Genomic DNA, 22,443 nt, shown 5'->3' with positions numbered 1-22,443 from the left:
GTCCCCCCTGTTCCCCCTGTTTCTTCCGGCTGTGGAAGCCCCTACCCGTCCCGCACCGGGCGATGCACCCATGGTGATCCGCCTCACACCCCTTGCCGGCGCCGCCGGCGCACGACCCGCGGCTGTTCCACGCCTCGTGCAGGGTCACTCCCAGGACGGCAGCATGCCCTCCGGGTAGCGGGCGCCGAAGCCGCCGTGGGGCAGGATCTCGGCGATGCGCGCCAGGTCGGAGGCGTCGAGCGTGAGGTCGGCCGCCGCGACGTTCTCCTCCAGCCGCCGCACGTTGCGGGTGCCGGGGATCGGCACGATGTCGTCGCCCTGGGCGAGCAGCCACGCCAGGGCGAGCTGCGCCACGGTGGCTCCCTTGGCGGCGGCCAGCTCGGCCAGCCGCTCGGTGGCCTCCAGGTTCTTCTCGTAGTTGCCGGGCTGGAAGCGCGCGTCCCAGCTGCGCATGTCGGTCTTGTCGTACTCGGCGCCCGGCTTGGCCTGGCCGGTCAGGAACCCGCGGCCGAGCGGCGAGTACGCCACGAACCCGATCCCGAGCTCGCGCAGCACCGGGAGGAGCACCTCCACGTCCCGCTCGAACAGGGAGTACTCGGTCTGCAGCACCGAGACGGGCTGCACGGCGTGCGCCCGCCGGATGGTGTTGGCGCCGGCCTCGCTCAGGCCGAAGTAGCGCACCTTCCCGTTCTCCACGAACTCCTTGACCGTGCCTGCGACGTCCTCGATCGGCACGGAGGGGTCGACGCGGTGCTGGTAGAGGACGTCGATGACGTCCACGCCCAGGTAGCGCAGGCTGTTGTCCACCACCTCGCGGATGTGCTCGGGACGGCTGTCGACGCCGCCCTCGCGGGTGCCGGTGAAGTCGAAGCCGAACTTGGTGGCGATGACGACCTCGTCGCGGACGGGGGCCAGCGCCGCGCCGACGATCCGCTCGTTCTCGCCCTGGCCGTAGAGCTCGGCCGTGTCGAAGAACGTCACGCCCAGCTCGTGGGCGCGGCGGATGGTGGCGATGCCGTCCTTCTCGTCGGACGGCCCGTAGGCCAGGGAGATGCCCATCGCGCCGTAGCCCAGCGCCGACACCGTCAGGCCCTGCTGTCCGAGGCTTCTCTTGCGCATGTTCGCTACTCTCAATGTTAGAGGTCTCTTACATCAACGAGACTACTCTACGCCCGCCGAGAGGAGAATCGTTCCCCGTGAGCAGACCTACGCCGCGGCGCGGCTACCACCACGGCGACCTGCCGGCCGTGCTCGTCCGCGAGGGCGTCGCGCTGCTGGCCGAGACGGGCGTCGCCGGGTTCTCGGTGGCCAAGGTCGCCGCCCGCGCGGGCGTGTCGTCGGCGGCGCCGTACCGCCACTTCGCCGACCGCGACGCGCTGCTGGCGGCGTGCGCGGCGGCGATCCTCGCCGACCTCACCGGCGTGCTCGCGGGCGCCGCCGAGCAGGCCGGTCCCGATCCGGTCGAGCGGCTCGCCGCCACCGCCGGGGCCTACGCCAGGTACGTCCTCGGCCACCGTGCCGGCATCGACCTCATCTACTCCCACGACTTCGGCGCCCCCTACCGCGAGACCGTCCACGAGCGGAGCCGCCGGTTCATGGACGTGCTGATGGCGCTGGCCGCCGACGCCCTGCCCGCCGGCACCCCGTGGGCCGACGTCGCGGAGTTCGTCTACGTCCACGTGTCCGCGGCGCACGGCTACGCCATGCTGCTGGTCAACGGCACCCGCCCGCCGCAGGACGTCGAGGCGCACGCGGCCCGCGCCGCGGCCGCCGCCCGCGACCACCTCACCGGCCACCTCGCGCGCCTGCGCGGCTGAACGGGCCGCCTACCATACGCCCATGACCACGCACGGGTTCACGATCACCGCCGAGGGGCCGTTCGACTTCGGCGCCTCGCTGCGTTTCCTCGAGGACTGGCCGGCCACCAGCGCGCTGCCCTCCGACGGGCGGGCGCTGCGCTTCGCGTACTGCGCGGAGAGCGACTGGCTGCCGATCGGCGTGCGCGTGACGGCCGCTCCCGGCGGGGTCGAGGTCGCCACGACGCGCGCCCCCGGGCCGGGCATCCGCGCCGAGGTGGCGCGCATCCTCTCCCTCGACGTCGACGGCGCCGGCTTCGCCAAGCTCGGCCAGACCGACCCGGTGCTCGGCGACCTGCAGCGGCGCCGTCCGGGGCTGCGGCCGGTGTGCTTCTGGAGCCCGTGGGAGGCGGCCTGCTGGGCGGTGATCGTGCAGCGGTCCTCCATGCTGGTCGCCTCCCGGATCAAGCAGCGCATCGCCGAGCGGTACGGCGCCACGGTCACCCTGGACGACCGCGAGTACACCGCCTTCCCGCCGCCGGTGAGCCTGCTGGAGGCGGACGGGCTCGGCCTGCCCGTGCAGAAGGAGGAGTGGCTGCGCGGGCTGGCCAGGGCCGCGCTCGACGGCCTGCTCACCACCGAGCATCTGCGCTCGCTCGCCCCCGAGGAGGCCCTGGCGCAGCTGCGCGCGCTGCCGGGCGTGGGGCCGTTCTCGGCGGGGCTCATCCTCATCCGCGGCGCGGGCGCGCCCGACGCGTTCCCCGGCGACGAGCCGCGGCTGTTCGCCCTGCTGCGCGAGGCGTACGGGCTGCCGGAGGACGCGCCGCCGTCGGCGTACCGGAAGGCGGCCGAGGCGTGGCGGCCGTACCGGTCCTGGGCGTCGTTCCTGTTCCGCGCGGTCTCCTACGGCGTCATGGCCGACTGACACGCCTGTCCGCCGGGAATGCGCAGGTCAGGAACGTCCCTGTGTTCCGGCAGGTCCCGCCGCCGCAGCCGGTCCCGTCCCCGGGGCCGCTGTTAGTAAGGGACTGATGGTAGCAATTCGCACATGGCGGCCCGCCGACCCGTGGCGGGCGTTCCTGCTGGTGGTGGCGGTCTGCTACGGGCTCGTCCAGCTCGCCGTGGTGACCCCGCAGATGGGGCTGGGCTGGGACGAGGTCGTCTACGTCAGCCAGGTCGATCCGCGGGTGCCGGAGACGGAGTTCATCGCGCCGCGCGCCCGCGGCATCACCCTGCTCGTCGCCCCGGTGGTGCTGTTCACCTCCTCGACGGAGGTGCTGCGCGCCTATCTGTGCCTGCTGTCCGTCCTGGCGCTGTACGCGTCGTTCGGGACGTGGCTGCGGGTGCGTTCCGGGCCGGTGGTGCCGGTCGCCGCCGCGTTGTTCGCCTCGACGTGGCCGGCGCTGTTCTACGGCAACGAGGCGATGCCGAACTTCTGGGTGGCCTGCGGCTCGTTGGCCGCCGCCGGCTGCTTCCTGCGCTGCGTGCGGGAGGGCGGCGGGGGCCCGCTGCTCCGGCTCGCCGTAAGCGTGACGGCCGTGGCGCTGCTGCGCCCGCCGGACAGCGTCTGGCTCGTCCTCGCGCTCGCCGCGGCCCTGGCCGTGCCAGGGTGGCGGCGGCCCCGGGTGGCGGCGGCCCTCGCGGCGGGCCTGGCCGCCGGCTGGGCGGACTGGATCGTCGAGGCGTACGTACGCTTCGGCGGCCTGGCCGCCCGCTGGCACGCCGCCGGCGCGGCGAACGAGACCGGCCTGCACGTCACGCTGGTCGAGCACGCCCGCGCGCTCGACGGACCGCTGCTGTGCCGCCCGCCGGCCGACTGCGGCCCTGTGGTGCCGTCCTGGGCGCTGTGGTGGGCCGCCATTCCCGTCCTCGTGCTGCTCGGCCTGTACGCCGCCCGCCGCCGCGACCGCCTGGCCGAGTGCCTGCTGCCGGCCGCCGCCGGTCTCGCCATGGCGGCGCCGTACGTCTTCCTGGTGGGCTACGCGGCGCCGCGGTTCCTGCTGCCCGCGTACGCGCTGCTGGCCCTGCCCGTCGCGCACGCCGCCGTGTTCGCGGTGACCGGGCCGCGGCGGCGCGGGCTGCGGCGGGCCGGCGCGGGCCTGGTCGCGGCCGGTCTGCTCGGCCAGTTCGCGCTGCAGGGAATCACCCTCGGCGAGGTGGCCGCCCTGCGGCTGCAGCGGCGCGCCGCCGACACCGAGGTCGCCGCGGCGCTGCGCGCCCTCGGCGTGCGCCCGCCCTGCCTGGTGTACGGCGAGCACGCGGTGATGATCGCCTACCGGGCGGGCTGCCAGTCGCACATGGTGCTGAGCTGGCCGCGCGACACCGCCGTCCCTGCCGCGGTGCGCGCCGCGCGGGCCGCGGGCAAGCAGGTCGTCGCCGTGGACCAGGGCCGGCGCATCCCGGCGGCGTTCCTGCACGGCTGGCGCAGGGGGCCGCTGTGGGACGTGCGGCCGGGCCGCTGGCACGTGTACCTGCCGCGTTAGTGCCCGCACGCCTATCCGCCCGCCGGCTGGGCAGCAGGAAGAACTCCAAGGGGCGGGCGCCTCTTGATCGCTACGGTAGAGTCCGCAGCCATGCGGGCCCGGGAGGTGACCGCGATCGGGAAGGTGACGTGGGTGACGGTCGGCGCGGAAACGCAGATCACGGATCTGACCATCAGAGATCACGCCTGTCTCACATTCGGAGAGCCCGAGGAGCTGCTCGACCTGACCGCGGCGTTCGTCCGCGACGGGCTGGCCGAGGGACAGCGGGTCGTCTGGCTGGCCGAGGAGCCGCAGCGCAGGCTCGCGGAGCTGGCGCGGCGGGGCGTCGCCCCGCATGAGACCGTCTCGGCGGGCCGGATGGTCGTCATGGCGTGCCAGGGCGCCCTGCTGGACGGGCAGGCGTTCGCGGTGGAGCGCGCCATGCGCTGGTTCCGCGACCAGATGGCGCACACGTCCGGCGAGGGTTACCCGGGATTGCGGGTGGCGCTCGACATGAGCTGGGCGTTACAGCCGCTGGCCGGCATCGAGCAGCTGCCGGCGTTCGAGGAGGAGATCGCCGCCACGCTCGCGGGCACCAGCACCGCGGTGCTGTGCCAGTACGACCGCGTCCGGTTCGACCCCGTCACGCTCGCCTCGGTCTCGGGCTATCACACGCGCTCGGTCGCGGCGGCCACCTACCACCACGACGCGCTGCTGCGGATCTGCCGCCAGTACGCGCCGCCCGGCATCCGGCTGGCCGGGCAGCTCGACCGCGGCGCAGAGGCCGCGCTGGGGCTCGCGTTGAGCGAAGCCATCCGCCTCGACGGCGACATCACGGTTACCATGGGCGAACTGTCGTTCGTCGACCTGTATTGCGCACGCATGATCATGGATGCCGCTCGTAGCCTGTCCCCTCCCCGTACGGTGACCCTCCACTGCAACCCGTCCATCAGTTCGCGATTCCTCCTGCTCGGCGCCGGCGCCGCACCCGGAATCAGTCTGGTGACCGTCGATGACAGATGACCCGCCACCGGCACCTTGCCAGGAGACCAAGCGCGCCTCTGGGACGCCGGTGCTTCTAGAGCAGCCGTTCGAGCACCGCTCCCTCTACGCGCTGAGGGCCGCGCTGGAGGCGCACGCGGTCAGGGCCGGGCTGTCCGAGGGCCGCGCCGCCGACCTCGTGCTCATCGTCCACGAGTTGGCCACCAACGTGATCCTGCACGGCTCCGGCGCCGGACATGTGATCATGACGGCGGACGGCGACATGCTCTCGTGCGACGTGATCGACCCCGACGCCGCGGCGCCGGACGAGGGCACTCCGGCGTGGCGGGTGGAGCCGGGCCACGGGCTGTGGATCGCCCATTCGCTCAGCGACCGGTACACCGCCGTCCAGGGCCCCGGCGGCACCACCGTCACCGTCGGCTTCTCGCTCCCGCTGCCCGGCCCGCCGCCCTTCCTGCTCGCCCGCTACGACGAGGACGGCCGCACCACGCTGCGCCTGTCCGGCCCGCTCGACCAGGAGTCGGCCGCGGAGGTCGCGGCGGCCGTGCGCACGGCGCTCGCCCCCGAGCGCAGGCTCGTACTCGACTTAAGCGGCATGACGGGCTGGGACTCCAGCGGGATCGTCGTCCTGGTCATGGCGCAGCTGCGGGTCGAGAAGACGCCGGGCGCCACCATGACGCTGACGGGGTTGCCGACGGAGTTCCGGCGGCGCCTCGACTCCCTCAGCACCGTCTTCCTCCACTACGACTGACACCGCCTGTCAAGAATGATCAAAATCCCGATATTTCCTCGTATGATCGGCGGGACGAGGAAGGTGGGCATATGACGGACGAGCAGGCTCCTCAGGGCATCGACCCGACGATCCCCAGCGTCGCCCGGATGTACGACTACTACCTCGGCGGGAAGGACAACTTCCGCGCCGACCGGGAAGCGGCCGAGAAGATCATCGAGCTGGCCCGCGAGACCGGGACGGACGTACGCGAGGTGGCGCTGGCCAACCGCGGCTTCCTCGTCAGGGCCGTCCGGCACATCGCCGAGTCCGGTGTGCGGCAGTTCCTCGACATCGGCGCGGGCCTGCCCACGCAGGACAACGTGCACCAGGTGGTGCAGCGCGTCGCGCCCGGCTCCACGGTCGTGTACGCCGACAACGACCCCATCGTGCTGGTCCACGCCCAGGCGCTGCTGGCCGAGAACCGCGACACCGTCGCGATCGAGGGCGACCTGCACGACCCCGCCGCCATCCTCAAGGCGGCGGCCGCGCACCTCGACTTCAGCCGGCCGGTGGCCATCGTCGTGGCCGCCGTCTTCCACTTCTTCCCGGACGACGACGAGGTGACCTCGGTCGTCTCGACCCTGCGCGACGCCCTGGCGCCCGGCGGCTACCTGGTGGTCTCCCACGGCTACATCGAGCCCGAGGCCGGCGAGCCGGACAAGATGGACGAGGCCAAGGGCGTCTACCGCGGGTCCGCCACGGGGTCGGCCGCCTGGCGCGACAGGGAGACCGTGCGCGGCTACTTCGCGGGGCTGGAGCTGCTGGAGCCGGGGCTCGTGCCTGCCCAGGAGTGGCGCAACGACGACCCGTACCCGGTGCCGGGCCTGGCCAAGGGCGGCGTGCTCGCCGGCGTCGGCCGCAAGCCAGAGACCACCTGAGCCGCCGCGCCCCCTGCCCGCGCGCCCGCTGAGCGCTCAGTCCCCGGCGGCCGGGTTCTCCCGCAGTCTTCCCGCGGCGATGAAGTGCACGGCGACGCGGTAGAAGCTCGCGATCGACTCGCCCGACTCCACGCCGTCGCGCAGCTGCTTGCGCACCTTCACGAACGGGAACGCCGTGCTGCCGTCGGGAAGGAGCACACCCCAGCCGTCGCCGGTCTTCCGCCAATCGCCGCCCGTGGCGGCGACCAGGCACGCGCCCAGGAACGAGCCCAGCACCCCGACCAGGCCGTCGATCCCCTCAGGATCGAAGTCCGGCCGGCAACGCCGGCGCTCGATGAACCCCTCGACCCATTCGACGGACTCCTCGTTGAGGCCGAAGTCCACCTCGCTCAGCGGCCCGAGCTGCTCGACGGCGAGCCGTACGTTGGCCTCGATGGCCTCGAGCTCCTGATCGTTCATCGGAGCATGGTCGCACAAACCCGTCCAAGACCAACGATCTACCCGAGCCGCGTTGCATGATCATGCATTCGTGTGTATATACTTCTACTCGTGTCCAAGGTGCTGAATTCCCTTCCTGTCGGTGAACGTGTCGGCATCGCCTTCTCCGGCGGCCTCGACACCTCGGTTGCGGTCGCGTGGATGCGCGAGAAGGGTGCAGTGCCCTGCACCTACACCGCCAACATCGGCCAGTACGACGAGCCCGACATCGACTCCGTGCCCGGCCGCGCCACCGCGTACGGCGCGGAGGTGGCCCGCCTGGTCGACTGCCGGGCGGCGCTCGTGGAAGAGGGGCTCGCGGCGCTGTCCTGCGGAGCGTTCCACATCCGCTCCGGCGGCCGCGCCTACTTCAACACCACGCCGCTCGGCCGCGCCGTCACGGGCACCCTGCTCGTGCGCGCCATGCTCGAGGACGGCGTGCAGATCTGGGGCGACGGCTCCACCTTCAAGGGCAACGACATCGAGCGGTTCTACCGCTACGGCCTGCTGGCCAACCCGTCCCTGCGCATCTACAAGCCGTGGCTCGACGCCGACTTCGTCAGCGAGCTGGGCGGGCGCAGGGAGATGTCGGAGTGGCTGCTCGCCCACGACCTGCCCTACCGCGACAGCACGGAGAAGGCCTACTCGACCGACGCCAACATCTGGGGCGCCACCCACGAGGCCAAGGCGCTCGAGCACCTCGACGCCGGCATCGAGACCGTCGACCCGATCATGGGTGTGAAGTTCTGGGACCCGACGATCGAGATCCCGGCCGAGGACGTCACGATCCGCTTCGAGCAGGGCCGGCCGGTGACGATCAACGGCAAGGAGTTCCCGACCCCGGTCGACCTGGTGCTGGAGGCCAACGCCATCGGCGGCCGACACGGCCTCGGCATGTCCGACCAGATCGAGAACCGCGTCATCGAGGCCAAGAGCCGCGGCATCTACGAGGCGCCCGGCATGGCGCTGCTGCACGCCGCGTACGAGCGGCTGGTCAACGCCATCCACAACGAGGACACCCTGGCCGCCTACCACATCGAGGGCCGCCGCCTGGGCCGGCTGCTCTACGAGGGCCGCTGGCTCGACCCCCAGTCGCTGATGTTGCGCGAGTCGTTGCAGCGCTGGGTCGGCCTGGCGGTGACCGGCGAGGTGACCCTGCGGCTGCGCCGCGGAGACGACTACTCCATCCTCGACACCTCGGGGCCGGCGTTCAGCTACCACCCCGACAAGCTGTCCATGGAGCGTACGGAAGACTCGGCGTTCGGGCCGGTCGACCGCATCGGCCAGCTGACGATGCGCAACCTCGACATCGCCGACTCCCGCGCCAAGCTGGAGCAGTACGCCGCGCTCGGCATGGTGGGCAGCCCGCACCCGTCGCTGCTCGGCACCCCGCAGACGGCCGCGACCGAGCTGATCGGCGACATGCCGGAGGGCGGCGCCGAGGCCATCGCCTCCCGCGGCGAGGCCCCCGACGAAGAGGCGCTGCTCGACCAGGCCGCCATGGAGGCCGGCACCGACTGACCGGCTGACCGCCGCGCCACGCCGACGCCGCCCGGGCTCGCACCGGGCGGCGTCGGCGTGCCCGGAAACGCGCTCAGCGCAGAAAATCGGCGACCATCGGCGCGAGCCACTCGGCGCGGTGCACGAGCGTCACGTGGGTGGTGCCGGGCAGCACGGCGAGCCGCGAGGCGGGCAGGCCCGCCCGGTCGCCGGCCACACCGCCGCCGAGCAGGCGGAAGGTCTCCACGGCGTGCTCCGGCCGGACGATGTCGGAGTCGCCGATGACGACCAGCGCGGGCGCGGCGAGCGAGCGCACGTCGTCGGCCGTGAAGTCGCGCGCGTCGCGCGCGAAGGCGCTCACCTTCTCGACCAGCTCGGCGAAGTCGCCGGGCCGGGGCGCCAGGCGCAGGTACTCCTCGTGGAAGGGCGAGCCGGCGAGATGCTCGGGCCGCAGGCTCTCGAACCCGTCCCACAGGCCGGGGTGCAGCCCGTGGGCGGCGTACGAGAACGCGGCGAGGACGAGTTTGCGGACGAGCTCCGGCCGCTTGAGCGCCAGGTGGAAGGCGACGTCGGCGCCGAGGCTGTGGCCGAAGACGTCCGCCTTCGGGATGCCGAGGTGCTCCAGCAGGCCCGCGACGTCGTCGGCGAGCAGCGCGGACGACAGCGGGCGGTGGATGTCGGCCGTGCGACCGTGTCCCTGGAACTCCAGCGCGATGACCTGCCGGCTCCCGGCCAGGTGCGGCAGCAGCGCGCCGAACGAGGTGCCGATCGCCGAGAAGCTGCCGTGCAGCAGGACCAGCGGGTCGCCGCTGCCGTGCACCTCGTAGTACATCCGCATGCCGTTGACGGGGGCGTAGCCGCTCGTGTGGTCTGTCATGCGTTCATGATGGGCGGGCGGGCTTACGATCTCCTTCAGGTGCGCTGACGCGAGGAGGCCTCATGACGGAAGACAGGCCCGCGGCGCGCGTGGTGTGCCTCGACGGCGACGGCCGCGTGCTGCTGATGCGCTGGAAGGACACCGTCAGCGGTCAGGTTGTGTGGGAGCCGCCGGGCGGCGGCATCGATCCCGGCGAGACGCCGCTGGAGGCGGCCCGCCGGGAGCTGACCGAGGAGACCGGGCTGCCCGGCGACGCGGTGACCGACCGCTGGGTGCCGGTCGAGCGTGACTTCACCTGGCTCGGCGTCCACTACGTCAAGGTCGAGCCGTTCTACCTGGCCCGGTTCACGGGCCGGCCCGAGGTCACGCCGAGCGCACTGACCGAGGAGGAGTCGGGCGCCTACCAGGGCTTCGGCTGGTTCTCCCCCGCTGAGCTGGCGACGCTGCCCGACCTGCTGGAGCCGCCTCACCTTCCGGACGTTCTGGAGCGGTTGACCGCCGGAGCCTGACCGCCCACCGCCTCCGGCTGGGCGGTCCGCGTCCTGCGGGAGCGGTAGTTGGCCACTTTCACGCGGTTGCCGCATTCCTCCATGCCGCACCACTGGCGGTTGCCGCCCCGGGAGCGGTCGACGAAGACACGCGTGCACTCCTCCCGCCCGCATTCCCGTACGCGCGACCCGCCGATCTCACCGATCTCGCCGAGCAGCTCGGCGGCGGAGCGCGCCACGGCGGCGGCGAGGGCGCCCGCGTCGCCCGAGCGGACGAGCCCCGCCGGGGTCAGGCGCATCAGGGGCGGCGCCCCTTCCGCCTCCGCGTTGACGAGGCGCAGGTCGTCGTCCGGCCAGGGACGGCCGTCCATGGCGGAGCTCACGAGCCGGTAGACGGCCTCCCGCAGCGCGCGCAGCCGCCGCAGATCGCCGGCGCCCACGGACGGCCGCTGCGTCGTCACCCCGGCCTCGACCGCCCATCGCCCCAGGTCGGCGGGGGTGACGAGGAGCTCTTCCGGCTCGCCGCGCCGCCATTTGAGCGTGCCCGCGAAATCGAGGGCGAGGTTCCCGCTGACGAAGACGAAGCTCACGACACCATCTTGACCGGTTACAGGAGAATGCCGCAAGCTTGGTGACACCTGCTGAGACGGTTACACGCCGAGGAGCCCCATGTGATCACCGACGACGACTACCTCTACTTCACCGGCCGCGCCCTCGACGGGATGGCAGGCATCGTGGCGGGCCTCGGCGACGACCTGGCCAACGTCCGGCCGCTGCCCGGCGCCAACTCGCCGTACGCGCTGCTCACGCACTGCCTGGGCGTGGTGTCGTACTGGGCGGGGGCGCTCGTGGCGGGGCGGGCGGTCGAGCGTGACCGCGACGCCGAGTTCACCAGCTCCGGCCCTGTCGGCCCGCTGCTGGAGCAGGTGGCGGCCGCACGCGCCCGGCTCGCCGAGGACGTGCGCGCGGCCGTTCCCGCCGGACCGCTGCGGGGGACGCCGGCGGCGGCGTTCGTCGGCCCCGATCGCGAGCTGACCCAGGGGGCGGCGCTGCTGCACGTCTACGAGGAGCTCGCCCAGCACCACGGCCAGATGGAGATCCTGCGCGACGCCATCCTCGCCGGGAAGGACGCGGCCAGGTGAACGCCTTCGAGACCGTCGACGAGGCACGACTGCGCTCCGGCCACGGCGTCAAGTGGGGTTCCCTGCCGCCGGACACCATCGGGGCCTGGGTCGCCGACATGGACTTCGGCGTTCCGCCCGCCGTGCAGGAGGCCGTCATCGGCGTCACCCGGCGCGCGGACTTCGGCTACCCGTACTGGCCGGGCGAGGACCCGGTGGTCGCGGCGTTCGAGGAGCGCATGGCCACGCGCCATGCGTGGCGTCCCGCGCCGGGGCGCACGCGGGTGTTCACCGACCTGTTGCAGATCCTCCAGGTCCTGATCGAGTACGCCACGGAGCCGGGAGACGGCGTGGCGATCCACGTCCCCGCTTATCCGCCGTTCCTGGCCAGCATCGCCCGCGCGGGGCGGCGGATCGTGCCGCTGCCGATGACGTGGGCGCCGGACGGGTGGCGTCCGCCGTCGGAGGACCTGGCCGCCCGGCTGCGGGAGGAGGGTTGCCGCCTGCTCGTCGTCGTCAACCCGCACAATCCGACGGGCCGTGTCCTGACCCGCGGCGAGCTGTCCGCGCTCGCGGCGGCGGCCGAGGAGCTCGACCTGGTGGTGCTGTCCGACGAGATCCACGCCGACCTGGTGTACGCGCCGCACCGGCACGTGCCGTTCGCCTCGCTCGGCGAGGCCGCCGCGGCGCGCACGGTCACGGCGACCTCGGCGACGAAGGCGTTCAACATCGCGGGGCTGCGCTGCGCCGTCGCGCACGTGGGCCACGACCGGGTGCGCGCCTCGCTGGAGAAGGCCCCGCTCGACTTCTTCGGCACGCCGAGCGTGCTCAGCCGGGTCGCCACCGTGGCGGCCTGGCGGGAGGCCGACGACTGGCTGGCCGGTCTGATGCGCACGCTGGAGCACAACCGCGGCCTGGTCGCCGAGTGGGCGGCGGGCCTGCCGTGGGACGCCCGCCATCACGCGCCGCAGGGCACGTACCTGAGCTGGCTGGACTTCTCCGGCGGGCCACTCGCCGACGAGCCCGCGCCCCGCCTGGAACGCCTGGCGAGGGTCAGGCTCAGCGAAGGCGCGGAGTTCACGCAGCACACCGCGGTCGGCTCCGCGTCCTTCGCCCGGCTCAACTTCGCGACCAGCGCCACCACCCTCACCGAGATCCTCGGCCGCCTGTCCACGGCCGTCCGCGCCTGATCAGAGCAACGGGAGGCGGCGCACGCCGGTCATGGTCGGGGTGGGGATGAACTGGACGGGGTCGTCCGGATCGGTGCGCAGCTCCTCGCGCCGGTCGAGCAGGATGTCGAGGGCGACCCGCCCCTCCAGCCGGGCCAGCGGGGCGCCCAGGCAGAAGTGGATGCCGCGGCCGAAGGCCAGGTGCGGGTTGGGGTCGCGGCCGGGGTCGAAGACGGCCGGGTCGGCGAACTGCCGCGGATCGCGGTTGGCCCACGCGAGCCAGACCATGACCATCTGGTCGGCGGGGATCGTCACGCCGCCGAGCTCGACCTCGCGCATGGTGGAGCGGCCGACCGCGGCGAACGGGGTGAAGTAGCGCAGCGACTCCTCGATCACGTCCGGGATCGCGGACCGGTCGGCCCGGACCCGTTCCTGCTGCTCGGGAAAGGCGTCGAGGCAGAGCACCGTGTTGCCGAGCAACATCGTCGTGGTGATGTGACCGGCCAGCAGGAGGATGATCCCGAAGTTGACCACCTGCTCGTCGGGCAGGCGCTCGCCGTCCACCTCGGCCTGCACGAGCAGGCTGAGCAGGTCGGCGGCGGGAGCGCGGCGGCGCTCGGTGACGTGGGCCTGGAGATAGCCGGACATCTCCCGCCACGGCTTCATCGCGGCCTGTACCTCGGCCTCGGCGGCGGCGTCCGGCTCGTTGAGCGAGACCTTGGCCTCGCGCTGGAAGAGCGCGTCGGCCCACCCCTTGAACAGCGCGCGGTCACTGGCCGGGACGCCGAGCAGCTCGGCGATGACGATGACGGGGAGCGGATAGGCCAGGTCGGTCACCAGCTCGAAGCGGCCGCGTTCCCTGGCGGCGTCGAGCAGCTCGCGGGTGATCTCGGCGATCCGCGGTTCGAGGTCGGCGACGACCTTACGGGTGAAGGCGCTGCTGACGAGCTTGCGCAGCTTGCCGTGCTCGGGCGGGTCGATCTGGGTGAGGAAGCCTTCCAGGGAGAAGTCCTCGAAGGAGGCCAGCATCTCCTTGGGGATGACGCGCATGGTGTCGGAGGAGAACGCCCCGGGGTCGCCGAGCACCTCCTGCGCCTCGTGGAAGCCGTACACGTTCCACATGCCGGCGCCGGCGTCGAACTCGACCGGCTTCCCCGTGTGCGGCCCGTGCAGCCAGGTGTGCTGCTTCGGGATGTCGTACCGCTGGACGATGTCAGCCATCGCCCCTCCTTAGTCGTAGATCCACTTGCGGTAGGGCAGGATCAGTTCCTGGAAGATCGAGATGTACTCCTCCGCCGCCGCGGCGAGCACCTCGTCGGGTGGCTCGGCGGCCGGCTCGAAGGCCTGCCGCACGGTGAAGGCGAGCGCCTCGGCCCTGGCCTCGACGTCGAGCTCCGTCTCACCGCTCTCGAGGCCGTCGAAGACGTAGAAGCCGGTCTGCGCGGCGGTCATCGCGTACGAACGGTGGGGGACGTCCGTCCTGAGCAGCCCGAACCGATCGGACACTTCGTAGACGCGCTCGGCGGCCAGCAGGTCGTGGCTGCGCAGCCGGTGGCCGGCCAGCTTGCCGAGCAGGTCGAGGTCGGTGGTGAACATCGCCTTGAGCAGCGGCTTGCGGCTCATGGCGATCAGGGACTCGCGGGCGAAACGGTGCGGCCGCACCAGCGACGGGTCGCGGCGCATCATCTCGATGAACTCCTCCACCAGTTCGATGGACTCCCGCAGCAGGAGCGCCTCGAACACCTCGTCCTTGGTGCGCCAGTGCAGATAGACCGTGCCCTTGCCCACGCCGGCCCGGGCCGCGATGTCCTCGACCGTGACCTTCCGGTAGCCGTGCCGGAGGATCAGCTCTTCGGCGGCGTCGAGGATCCGGTCCGCCCGCTCCACCACTCGTCCCACCTTTTGACTGGATAAGAAATCTGGTCAAAAGTCACAATACGCCGCGGGGCAGCCGCTTTCAAGCGGGGCGGGCGACGCCGAGGACGTGCCCGACGTGGCGGAAGGCGAAGCGGTCGACGCTCTCCACGGCGAACCCGGTGCGCCCCAGCTCGGCGACGACGTCCCTGGCCGGGCGGCAGCCGCCGAAGACGCGGGCCCACAGCGGGGTCAGCAGGCGCTGCGCCAGCGCCACCGGCGGGATGCCGGAGCGCTGGTGCTCGTAGAAACGCAGCTCGCCACCCGGCCGCAGGACGCGGCGCACCTCCGCGAGCGTCGCGCGCGCGTCCGGGGCGTGGCACAGGGTCAGCGAGCAGACGACGGCGTCGTAGGAGGCGTCGGGGACGGGCAGCCGCGCCAGATCGCCGTGGAGGACGCGCACCGCGACCGGCACGTCGGCGGCGACCGCCTTGGCCGCCGCGCGCAGGAACGGGTCGGGATCGACGAGCACGACCTCGTCCACGGCGGGCGGGTAGCAGGCGAGCTTGACGCCGTCGCCCGCGCCGAGCTCCAGCACCCGCCCGGTCAGCCCGGCCATGAGCCGCCCGCGCTGCGGGGTCGGGCACGGCCGCCTCCGATCACCCAGGCAGACGGGACGGGGATGGTGGAACTGCTCCATGCCGAGGCCGCACCGGTTGCCGGTGTCGGGCGGCTCGACGAGGTCTGCGCCGATGGTCATGGTCTCCTCCAGAGCGTGTGTTCTCCACTCTCCGCCGGAGCCACCCCGTGGCAGCGCCTTCTCTACGGAATCCTGACGCGCCGGGCCCCGATCGATACGTCTTCTTGAGAGTTCAGGGCCGGCCGTACGACAGGCGGCGCAGCAGGACCTCCGCCGGCCCGCGGTGGCCGGCCAGGCGCATGAGCTCCGCCAGCAGGATCGACAGCAGCCACACCCCGGCGGCGACGGCGAAGGTGGCGGCGAAGCTCACGTCGTCGCTCAGCCCCAGCGTGAACGGATAGAACAGGACCATCCAGACCACCGCCTGGAAGAGGTAGAACGTCAGCGACCGCTGGCCGAGCGCGGCGAGCGCCGTGGTGAGTCGGCCGCCCCTGGCCCTGGTGGCGGCGAGCCCGACAGCGGCGGCCAGGCCGACGGCGCCGGCCCACCCGGTCAGGTCGTGGGCGATCGCGACCGCCCAGGCGACGCCAGCCGACGGGGGCGTCCACGCGCCGGCCGCGAGCAGGGCCGCCGGGAGCCGCCCGGCCACGGACAGGCCGATCCCGGCCACGGTGACCCGGGCGAGCAGCCTGCCGTGCCGCTCCGGCTCGTCGAGGATCCTGCGTCTGGCGGCCCAGACGCCCACCAGCATGCCGGGTACGACCATGATCGTGGACAGGGCGGCTTCCACCGGCCAGGAGGGAATGTTCGCGACCAAGTGGGCGGCGTACGTCGGCTCCATGTAGGCCGCCATGGTGACCGGCCCGGCCTGGGCGGTCACGCTCTGCCAGGCCATCAGCAGGGTCGCGGGGACGAGTGTCAGGAGTGCCGTCCGCCAGAGGACGGCGTCGCGGGCGCGGACGAGGGGGGCGAGCAGCAGCAGGGTCAGCCCGTAGACGGCGATGACGTCGATCGGCACGAGCAGGACCGTGTTCGCGAAGCCGATGGCGATCAGCCACCATGCCCGGCGGCGTAACAGCTTCCTGGTGGAGACCCAGTCGCCGCCCCTGGCCTGCTGCCGGTGGGCCAGCTGGCCGAGGCCGTAACCGAACAGGAGGACGAACATGTCGCGGGCCTGGTTGTCGGCCAGCAGGGACTTGAGGAACTTCGCGGCGGCGACGAGGGCGGCGGGGCCGGCGTTCCAGTCGGCGGCGAAGGCGGGCGCGTGGGCGACGGCGATCAGCAGCAGCATGCAGCCCCGCGCCAGGTCGGGCGCGAGCGACCGTGCTGTGACGCTGGTGGGCGCCGCTGAAGAGTCACGATAGTACGTGTTCATCACGCCGGAAAAGCTACTTTGCTTTCACAAAATCGTCAACGAAATGCCTGGTTATTTGCAATGAGATGCGCACGAATGCAAGACCGCATGTTGCAATGGGTTGGAGTCGAAAGCAATACTGGTCTCCCCTACGCACCACCGAGGAGACGAACGCCCATGCCGGGAGGCAGGCTCACCCACGAGGACCGCACGCGCATCGCCGAAGGCCTCGCCGAAGGGCTCTCCTACACCGAGATCGCCGCCCGCCTGGACCGGCCGGTCTCCACCGTCACCCGTGAGGTGGCCCGCAACGGCGGCCCTACGGGCTACCTCGCCGACGCGGCCGAGCACGCGACCCGGGGCCGCGCCCGCCGCCGCAGGGCCCGTGGGGACGCCACCGTCGGCGCCGACGGCCGCGATTCCGAAGCCGTACGCGAGCTGGCGGAGCAGTTCACCGAGTCGCTGACGCAGACCGGGCTGTCACGCATGACCGCGCGGGTGCTCACCAGCCTGTTCCTCGCCGACGGCGACGGGCTCACCGCCGCCGAGCTCGTCCGGCGCCTGGGAGTCAGCCCCGCGTCCGTCTCCAAGGCCATCGGGGAGCTCGAACAGCAGGAGCTGGTGCGCCGCGAGCGCGATCCCCGCCGTCGGCGCGACCGCTACGTCATCGACGCCGACGTCTGGTTCCGCGCCTGGCTGGAGAGCGCCCGGCAGAACGCCATGCTGGCCGGCCTCGCCCGCCGGGGAGCCGCGGTGCTCGGCGCCGGCACACCCGCCGGCGCCCGGCTGGAGGACGCCGGCCGGTTCTTCGACCACACCTTCCGCACCATGATCGATGCGGCCGAGCAGTGGCGCGCGACCCAGACCCCACAAGCGGCGAAGCCGGGCTAATGTACACGGATGGATTGGACTCCCCAGATCACCACCCTCTGCTCGCAGCTCCAGGAGCACTACGTCTTCCCCGACGTGGCCGAGCAGATCGCGGACGTCCTCCGCGAGCGGCTGGCCGGCGGCGCGTACGCGGAGATCGAGAACGACGAGGGCTTCGCCGCCGCGGTCACCGCCGACCTGCAGACCGTCAACGGCGACAAGCATCTGCGGCTGCTGCACAGCGTGGACGAGGTGATCGAGCACGACGCCTTCGACCTGGAGGCGTACCGGCAGGAGATGGCGCTGTCCGGCTACGGCGTCGCCCGCGTCGAACGCCTGCCGGGCAACGTCGGCTATCTCGACACGAGGTTGTTCCACGCTCCGGAGATGGCGGGCGAGCGTGCCGCGGCCGCCATGACCCTGGTCGCCGACACCGACGTGCTGCTCTTCGACGTCCGCCGCAACAGGGGCGGCGCGCCCGGCATGGTGAGCCTGATCTGCTCGTACCTGTTCCCCACCGGCTGGCCGCAGACGCATCTCAACTCGATCTACGACCGTCCGAGCGGCGAGACCATGCAGTTCTGGACGCTGCCGTACGTGCCCGGCCCGCGCTTCGGCCCTGACAAGCCGATCTACGTGCTGACCGGCCCGGAGACGTTCTCCGGCGCGGAGGAGCTGGCCTACGACCTGCAGACGCGCGGCCGGGCCACGGTGGTGGGCGAGCGCACCAGGGGCGGCGCCCATCCGGGCGGGCGCCACCGGGTCGGCCCGCACCTGAAGTCGGCGATCCCGACCGGCCGCGCGATCAATCCGGTGACGGGCACCAACTGGGAGGGCGTGGGCGTGCTGCCCGACATCGAGGTGCCGGCCGACAAGGCGTTCGACCACGCGTACACGCTGGCGCTGGAGCATGTGCTGGGGCTCGGCGAGGAGGGCTACCGGCGGGTCGTGGCGGGCGAGGCCCGCCGTGCGCTCGGCGAGCAGGAGCTCAGCCGATGATGACCCGCTCCTCCGGGAGCTGGTAGCGGCGGGTCCGGTCCTTCAGCGCGAGGGCCGAGCCCAGGGTGAGCGGCCCCGTCCGGCCGATGAACATGAGCAGCACGAGCAGGAGGTGACCGGCCACCCCGGTGTCGGCGGTGATGCCGGTGGACAGGCCGACCGTGCCGAAGGCCGACACCACCTCGAAGAGCACCCGGTCCAGGCTGTGGGGGGTGAGCGCCAGCAGCAGATACGTCGAGACCGCCACCAGCGCCACGCTGACGAGGGTGAGCGAGATCGCCTGCCGCTGGGCCGCCTCGGGCAGCCGGCGGTGACCCACGTTCACCTGCGGCTCGCCGCGCATCTCGGCCCAGACCACGAACGCCAGCAGCCCGAACGTGGTGACCTTGATGCCGCCGGCCGTGCCGGCGCTGCCGCCGCCGATGAACATCAGCAGGTCGGTGGCCAGCCAGCTCGTCGGGTACATCTGGGAGACGTCCAGGCTGTTGAAGCCCGCGGTACGCGGCATCACGGCGGCGAAGAAGGCGGCCAGGAACTTGCCGGGGTCGTCGAGCGGGCCGAGGGTCCTGGGGTTGTGCCACTCCGTGCCGAGGAGGACGAAGGTGCCGCCGACCAGCAGCACCGCCGTGACCGCCACGGTGACCTTGGTGAGCACCGACCAGCGGCGCGGGTGGCGCCAGTGCTTGACCAGCTCGAACACGACCGGGAAGCCGAGCCCGCCGACGATCACCGCCGCCGCGATGGTCAGGGAGATCCACGGGTCGACCACGAACCGCATCAGGTTGTCCGGCCACAGCGCGAACCCGGCGTTGTTGAACGACGAGACCGCGTGGAAGAAGCCGAGGTAGAGGGCGCGGCCGAAGGACTCGTCGTACCCGAGCCAGAAACGCCCGGCGAGCACCGTCGCGATGACCGCCTCGCAGCCGAGACTGAACAGCACGACCTTCCTGACGACCACCCGGATGTCGCTCATGCTGGGCGTCTTGGTCTCCGCCTGCGCGAACGTCTTGGCGCGTAATCCGATCCGGCCGGAGATGATCACCGTGAACACGGTGGCCAGCGTCATGATGCCGAGCCCGCCCACCTGGATGAGCCCGGCGATCACCACCTCGCCGAAGGCGGACCAGTGGGACTCGGTGTCGACGACGGCCAGCCCGGTGACGCAGGCGGCCGAGGTGGCGGTGAACAGCGCCACCAGCCAGCCCGCCGACTCCCCCGACGTGGTGGCCGCCGGCAGCGCGAGCAGGACCGTGCCGACCGTCACGGCCACGCCGAACCCGAGCACCACGACTTGTGAGGGATGCCAGAACAGGAATGCGCGCCCCATAACCCCTCCCGGCCGCCCGGACCGGCCCCCATCAGGCCGGCACACCACGGACAGGGGCACACCCTAACAGCGGCCCCTGACGCGGTTCTTACGGGAGGTTCACCACACCGATGACATCGGAGACGGCGATCGTGCCGTCACCGCCGTCGCCCTGGTGGACGCGGGAATCAAGGGCGACGTGCCGGTTGTCGCTCATGACCCAGATCCGGCCCTGCGGCACCCGGATCCGGAACTTCACCTCGGAGGCGGGCGGCTCCGCCAGGTACGGCTCGTCCAGGGGCACACCGTCCACCAGCAGTCGTCCGCTCCAGTGGCAGCACTCCACCTCGGCCCCCGGCACCCCGATGACCCGCGAGACGTGGGACAGCCCGGAGCGGCCGCGATGCCAGTACGCGGGCGCGTCGAAGACGATGACGTCCCCCCGGCGAGGCGGGTAGTCATCGGTGTTGCCGGCCGTGATCACCGCACCCATCTTGATCGTCGGCTGCATGGACTCGCTCGGCACGGTGAACCGGCGGAAGGGAATCAGGGACGAGAGGGAGCAGCCGGCGAGGAGCAGCACCAGAGCCGGGATGACCAGGATTCTGCGGATCACCGGGGAAGTATGGAACGCGAAGATCACGACCCTGTCTCGGGGCTTCTGCTGCGGACGTCCGGTTCGTGAAGATGTCATACCGAGCCCGTGACCAGCTCTCTGGGCTGGGACTTCGCCCGTCGGCAGGCTGGAGGCCAGTCGAGGAGAAGGAGTCATCATGGAGATCCTGCGGCAGCGGCGGGAGCACTGGCACGGGCCGCTCACGGCCTGCGCGGCGGCGATGGCGGTGCTGGCCGCCGTCAGCGTGATCGGCCTCGTGGTCGACGATCGGACCCTCCTGGGTCAGGCGGTGTGGCTGAAACCGTTCAAGTTCGCGGTGTCCTTCGGCCTGTACGCGATCACGCTGGCGTGGATGATCGGCCTGGCCGGGCGGTTCCGGCGGGCGCTGTGGTGGCTGGGCACGGTCGTCGTGGGCGGGTTCGTCGTCCCGGAGATCTCGGCCATCGTCTTCCAGGCCGCGCGCGGCGTGCGCAGCCACTACAACGTCGCCACACCGCTGGACGAGACGGTCTTCATCGTCATGGGCGGGGCCGCGTACCTGGGGTGGGCGCTGACGTTCGCGCTGGGGGTGCTGCTGGTGGCGCAGCGGCGGGTCGATCGGCCGATGGCCTGGGCGATCCCGCTGGGGCTGGCCGTCTCCCTGGCCGGGATGTCCGTCGGCTACCTGATGACGGCCCCGACGCCGGACCAGGCGCAGGCGCTGACGGACGGGATGAGCCTGGACGTGATCGGCGCGCACAGCGTGGGCGCTCCCGACGGCGGCGCGGCCATGCCGGTGACCGGCTGGGAGACGGGCGCGGGCGACCTGCGGGTGGCGCACTTCGTCGGCCTGCACGCCCTCCAGGTGCTGCCGCTGGTCGCGATCGGCCTGCGGCTGCTCTCCCGCCGCTGCACCACCCTGGCGGGCACGGCGACCAGGACGGCGCTGGTGGTCGTCGCCGCGTTCGGCTACGCGGGGCTCACGGGGCTGGTGCTCTGGCAGGCGCAGCGCGGCCAGCCGCTCCTCCAGCCCGACGCCCTGACCCTGACGGCCGCGGCCGCCCTCGCGGGGCTGGTGGCCGCCGCGACGGCGCTGGTCCTGGCCGTCGCGCGTCCTTCGGGCAGGCACGTCACAGCGGCAGCGGGATCCGGTCGATGAACCAGTACAGGCTGACCGCGACGATGGGCGCCGACAGCGCGGCGAGCGCCCATCGGGCCGAGGGCGTCCGGCGCAGCAGCACCAGCGGCGGGAACAGCACCGCGATGAGCGCGAGCTGGGTCAGCTCGATGCCGACGTTGAAGCTCAGCAACGACAGCAGCAGCTCCCACGAGCCGCTCCGGTCGATGTCGAGCGCGCCCGCGAAGCCCAGCCCGTGCACCAGGCCGAACGCGAACACGATCGGCAGCCGCCACCTGCCCAGCCGGTCCTCCTGCCGGCCGAGCAGGTTGGCGACCGCGACGACGGCGATCGACGCCGCGACGACCGGCTCGACCACGGCTCCGGGCACGTCCACGACACCCATCGCCGCCAGCAGGAAGGTGATGCTGTGGGCCGCGGTGAAGGCGGAGGCCGTGACGACGACGTCGCGCAGCCGCCGCGCGCCGATGAGCAGGGCGAGCAGGAAGAGGATGTGGTCCAGCCCGCTCAGCAGGTGCTCGGCGCCGAGCATCAGGAACTCGCCGGCCTGGGCCGTCGCCTCACGCTCGCCGACCCGCAGCGTCGGGCTCTCGGCGACCAGCACCGCGGAGCCCTTCCTGCCGTCGAGGTCGTAGCGGACGAGCGTCTCCGTGCTGTGCACGAAGCTCTCCGCGTCGGGGAAGAGCGCGCTGGAGATCGCGTGGCCGCCCCCGGCCTCGCCGGGGCAGTCGAAGGCGTACGTCAGCACCGCGAAGGCCGCTTCGTCCCGCACGCGCAGGTCAGCGTCGTGGGCCAGGGTGGGCGCGCACGGCCGGTCGTCGTAGGCGAGGGCGAAGCGGCGGGTGACGTACTCGGTCACCGCGTCGCGGTTGACGGCCAGTTGGCGGAGCTGCTCCGTCCGCTCCTTGGCCTCGTAGGCCTCGGCGTAGAGCCAGGCCGACTTCATGAGCAGGTCGTATTCGAGTTCGAGCACGGCGGTGACGTCCGGGCCCGTGCCGGTGACCCGCACGTGGGCCTTCGTCGTGGCGTCGTGCGCCGCCGCCGGGGCGGCCGCCGCACCGCAGAAGAGAACGGCGAGGACGGCGGCGAGCAGGCTGCGGGACATGTCGCTCCTGGGGAGAGGCCGCCGCCCCGGACCGGGATCC

24 protein-coding genes are annotated in these 22,443 nt (G+C 72.3%); 13 read left to right on the top strand and 11 right to left on the bottom strand.

All coding sequences use genetic code 11. The features are described from left to right. Positions 1 to 144: 144 nt before the first annotated feature. Positions 145 to 1,119: an aldo/keto reductase gene (locus ACIBP6_RS05340; protein ID WP_397048973.1), complete on the bottom strand. Its 975-nt coding sequence runs from the start codon at positions 1,117 to 1,119 to the stop codon at positions 145 to 147. A gap of 77 nt (positions 1,120 to 1,196) precedes the next feature. On the opposite strand from ACIBP6_RS05340, the gene ACIBP6_RS05335 reads away from it, so the two are divergent. From ACIBP6_RS05335 to ACIBP6_RS05310, 6 genes are all read left to right on the top strand, one after another. Beyond that, the gene (locus ACIBP6_RS05335; RefSeq protein ID WP_397048972.1) at positions 1,197 to 1,817 is read left to right on the top strand and encodes a TetR/AcrR family transcriptional regulator; all 621 of its coding nucleotides are present in this window, start codon (positions 1,197 to 1,199) and stop codon (positions 1,815 to 1,817) included. A gap of 22 nt (positions 1,818 to 1,839) precedes the next feature. Next, a complete protein-coding gene (locus ACIBP6_RS05330; RefSeq protein WP_397048970.1) occupies positions 1,840 to 2,721 on the top strand; it encodes a DNA-3-methyladenine glycosylase family protein in 882 nt (293 codons plus the stop codon). Between the two features lie 106 nt (positions 2,722 to 2,827). Beyond that, complete coding sequence (locus tag ACIBP6_RS05325) at positions 2,828 to 4,279, top strand: hypothetical protein (RefSeq protein ID WP_397048968.1); 1,452 nt, start codon at positions 2,828 to 2,830, stop codon at positions 4,277 to 4,279. Between the two features lie 90 nt (positions 4,280 to 4,369). Then, positions 4,370 to 5,281, top strand: a complete 912-nt coding sequence (locus tag ACIBP6_RS05320) for an MEDS domain-containing protein (RefSeq protein WP_397048966.1) — start codon at positions 4,370 to 4,372, stop codon at positions 5,279 to 5,281. A 49-nt stretch (positions 5,282 to 5,330) separates the two neighbouring features. Continuing rightward, complete coding sequence (locus ACIBP6_RS05315) at positions 5,331 to 6,011, top strand: ATP-binding protein (protein ID WP_397048964.1); 681 nt, start codon at positions 5,331 to 5,333, stop codon at positions 6,009 to 6,011. A gap of 71 nt (positions 6,012 to 6,082) precedes the next feature. After that, entirely contained in the window at positions 6,083 to 6,910 is an 828-nt protein-coding gene (locus ACIBP6_RS05310) for an SAM-dependent methyltransferase (RefSeq protein WP_397048962.1), read from the top strand. 36 nt (positions 6,911 to 6,946) lie between these two features. On the opposite strand, the gene ACIBP6_RS05305 is transcribed toward ACIBP6_RS05310, so the two are convergent. Then, positions 6,947 to 7,369 (bottom strand): hypothetical protein, encoded by a 423-nt coding sequence (locus tag ACIBP6_RS05305; protein WP_397048960.1) that lies wholly within the window; start codon positions 7,367 to 7,369, stop codon positions 6,947 to 6,949. A gap of 90 nt (positions 7,370 to 7,459) precedes the next feature. Between ACIBP6_RS05305 and argG the strand changes: the two genes are divergently transcribed. Next, positions 7,460 to 8,908, top strand: a complete 1,449-nt coding sequence (gene argG / locus ACIBP6_RS05300) for an argininosuccinate synthase (RefSeq protein ID WP_397048958.1) — start codon at positions 7,460 to 7,462, stop codon at positions 8,906 to 8,908. Between the two features lie 73 nt (positions 8,909 to 8,981). Here the strand turns inward: argG and ACIBP6_RS05295 are convergent, their stop codons facing one another. After that, positions 8,982 to 9,764 (bottom strand): alpha/beta fold hydrolase, encoded by a 783-nt coding sequence (locus ACIBP6_RS05295; RefSeq protein WP_397048956.1) that lies wholly within the window; start codon positions 9,762 to 9,764, stop codon positions 8,982 to 8,984. Positions 9,765 to 9,826: 62 nt separating this feature from the next. On the opposite strand from ACIBP6_RS05295, the gene ACIBP6_RS05290 reads away from it, so the two are divergent. Then, a complete protein-coding gene (locus ACIBP6_RS05290; RefSeq protein ID WP_397048954.1) occupies positions 9,827 to 10,273 on the top strand; it encodes an NUDIX hydrolase in 447 nt (148 codons plus the stop codon). Here ACIBP6_RS05290 and ACIBP6_RS05285 read toward each other — a convergent pair. Beyond that, positions 10,231 to 10,842, bottom strand: coding sequence for a CGNR zinc finger domain-containing protein (locus ACIBP6_RS05285; protein WP_397048952.1), 612 nt, complete (start codon positions 10,840 to 10,842; stop codon positions 10,231 to 10,233). The two genes, ACIBP6_RS05290 and ACIBP6_RS05285, sit on opposite strands and share 43 nt — an antisense overlap. A gap of 81 nt (positions 10,843 to 10,923) precedes the next feature. Here ACIBP6_RS05285 and ACIBP6_RS05280 point away from each other — a divergent pair, with 81 nt between their 5' ends. Both ACIBP6_RS05280 and ACIBP6_RS05275 read left to right on the top strand, forming a co-directional pair. Continuing rightward, a complete protein-coding gene (locus tag ACIBP6_RS05280; RefSeq protein ID WP_397048951.1) occupies positions 10,924 to 11,394 on the top strand; it encodes a mycothiol transferase in 471 nt (156 codons plus the stop codon). Beyond that, positions 11,391 to 12,563: a MalY/PatB family protein gene (locus tag ACIBP6_RS05275; protein ID WP_397048949.1), complete on the top strand. Its 1,173-nt coding sequence runs from the start codon at positions 11,391 to 11,393 to the stop codon at positions 12,561 to 12,563. Before ACIBP6_RS05280 ends, ACIBP6_RS05275 begins: the two co-directional genes overlap by 4 nt. On the opposite strand, the gene ACIBP6_RS05270 is transcribed toward ACIBP6_RS05275, so the two are convergent. The 4 genes from ACIBP6_RS05270 to ACIBP6_RS05255 form a co-directional block, all read right to left on the bottom strand. Further along, positions 12,564 to 13,763, bottom strand: coding sequence for a cytochrome P450 (locus ACIBP6_RS05270; RefSeq protein ID WP_397048947.1), 1,200 nt, complete (start codon positions 13,761 to 13,763; stop codon positions 12,564 to 12,566). It abuts the gene before it with no gap. A 9-nt stretch (positions 13,764 to 13,772) separates the two neighbouring features. Continuing rightward, the gene (locus ACIBP6_RS05265; RefSeq protein WP_397048946.1) at positions 13,773 to 14,432 is read right to left on the bottom strand and encodes a TetR/AcrR family transcriptional regulator; all 660 of its coding nucleotides are present in this window, start codon (positions 14,430 to 14,432) and stop codon (positions 13,773 to 13,775) included. Positions 14,433 to 14,499: 67 nt separating this feature from the next. Next, positions 14,500 to 15,156 carry a class I SAM-dependent methyltransferase gene (locus ACIBP6_RS05260; protein ID WP_397048944.1) on the bottom strand — a complete coding sequence of 219 codons (657 nt, stop codon included), beginning with the start codon at positions 15,154 to 15,156 and terminating at the stop codon, positions 14,500 to 14,502. Positions 15,157 to 15,268: 112 nt separating this feature from the next. Next, on the bottom strand, positions 15,269 to 16,411 hold the full coding sequence (locus tag ACIBP6_RS05255; protein ID WP_397048942.1) for a DUF418 domain-containing protein: 1,143 nt from the start codon (positions 16,409 to 16,411) through the stop codon (positions 15,269 to 15,271). 156 nt (positions 16,412 to 16,567) lie between these two features. Between ACIBP6_RS05255 and ACIBP6_RS05250 the strand changes: the two genes are divergently transcribed. Together ACIBP6_RS05250 and ACIBP6_RS05245 are read left to right on the top strand one after the other, a co-directional pair. Continuing rightward, complete coding sequence (locus tag ACIBP6_RS05250; protein ID WP_397048940.1) at positions 16,568 to 17,281, top strand: GbsR/MarR family transcriptional regulator; 714 nt, start codon at positions 16,568 to 16,570, stop codon at positions 17,279 to 17,281. 9 nt (positions 17,282 to 17,290) lie between these two features. Then, complete coding sequence (locus ACIBP6_RS05245; protein WP_397048938.1) at positions 17,291 to 18,259, top strand: S41 family peptidase; 969 nt, start codon at positions 17,291 to 17,293, stop codon at positions 18,257 to 18,259. On the opposite strand, the gene ACIBP6_RS05240 is transcribed toward ACIBP6_RS05245, so the two are convergent. Beyond that, positions 18,249 to 19,586 (bottom strand): TrkH family potassium uptake protein, encoded by a 1,338-nt coding sequence (locus ACIBP6_RS05240; RefSeq protein ID WP_397048937.1) that lies wholly within the window; start codon positions 19,584 to 19,586, stop codon positions 18,249 to 18,251. The two genes, ACIBP6_RS05245 and ACIBP6_RS05240, sit on opposite strands and share 11 nt — an antisense overlap. A gap of 88 nt (positions 19,587 to 19,674) precedes the next feature. Next, positions 19,675 to 20,181, bottom strand: a complete 507-nt coding sequence (lepB, locus tag ACIBP6_RS05235) for a signal peptidase I (protein WP_397048935.1) — start codon at positions 20,179 to 20,181, stop codon at positions 19,675 to 19,677. A 157-nt stretch (positions 20,182 to 20,338) separates the two neighbouring features. On the opposite strand from lepB, the gene ACIBP6_RS05230 reads away from it, so the two are divergent. Beyond that, the gene (locus tag ACIBP6_RS05230) at positions 20,339 to 21,319 is read left to right on the top strand and encodes a hypothetical protein (protein WP_397048933.1); all 981 of its coding nucleotides are present in this window, start codon (positions 20,339 to 20,341) and stop codon (positions 21,317 to 21,319) included. Here ACIBP6_RS05230 and ACIBP6_RS05225 read toward each other — a convergent pair. After that, positions 21,291 to 22,403 (bottom strand): HupE/UreJ family protein, encoded by a 1,113-nt coding sequence (locus ACIBP6_RS05225; protein WP_397048932.1) that lies wholly within the window; start codon positions 22,401 to 22,403, stop codon positions 21,291 to 21,293. The two genes, ACIBP6_RS05230 and ACIBP6_RS05225, sit on opposite strands and share 29 nt — an antisense overlap. Between the last annotated feature and the right edge of the window lie 40 nt (positions 22,404 to 22,443).

The sequence above is a fragment of the Nonomuraea terrae genome (assembly GCF_044465245.1).
Classification (GTDB): domain Bacteria; phylum Actinomycetota; class Actinomycetes; order Streptosporangiales; family Streptosporangiaceae; genus Nonomuraea; species Nonomuraea terrae.
The sequence above is the reverse complement of the archived record's forward strand: the minus strand, read 5'-3'. Positions and strand labels throughout refer to the sequence as shown.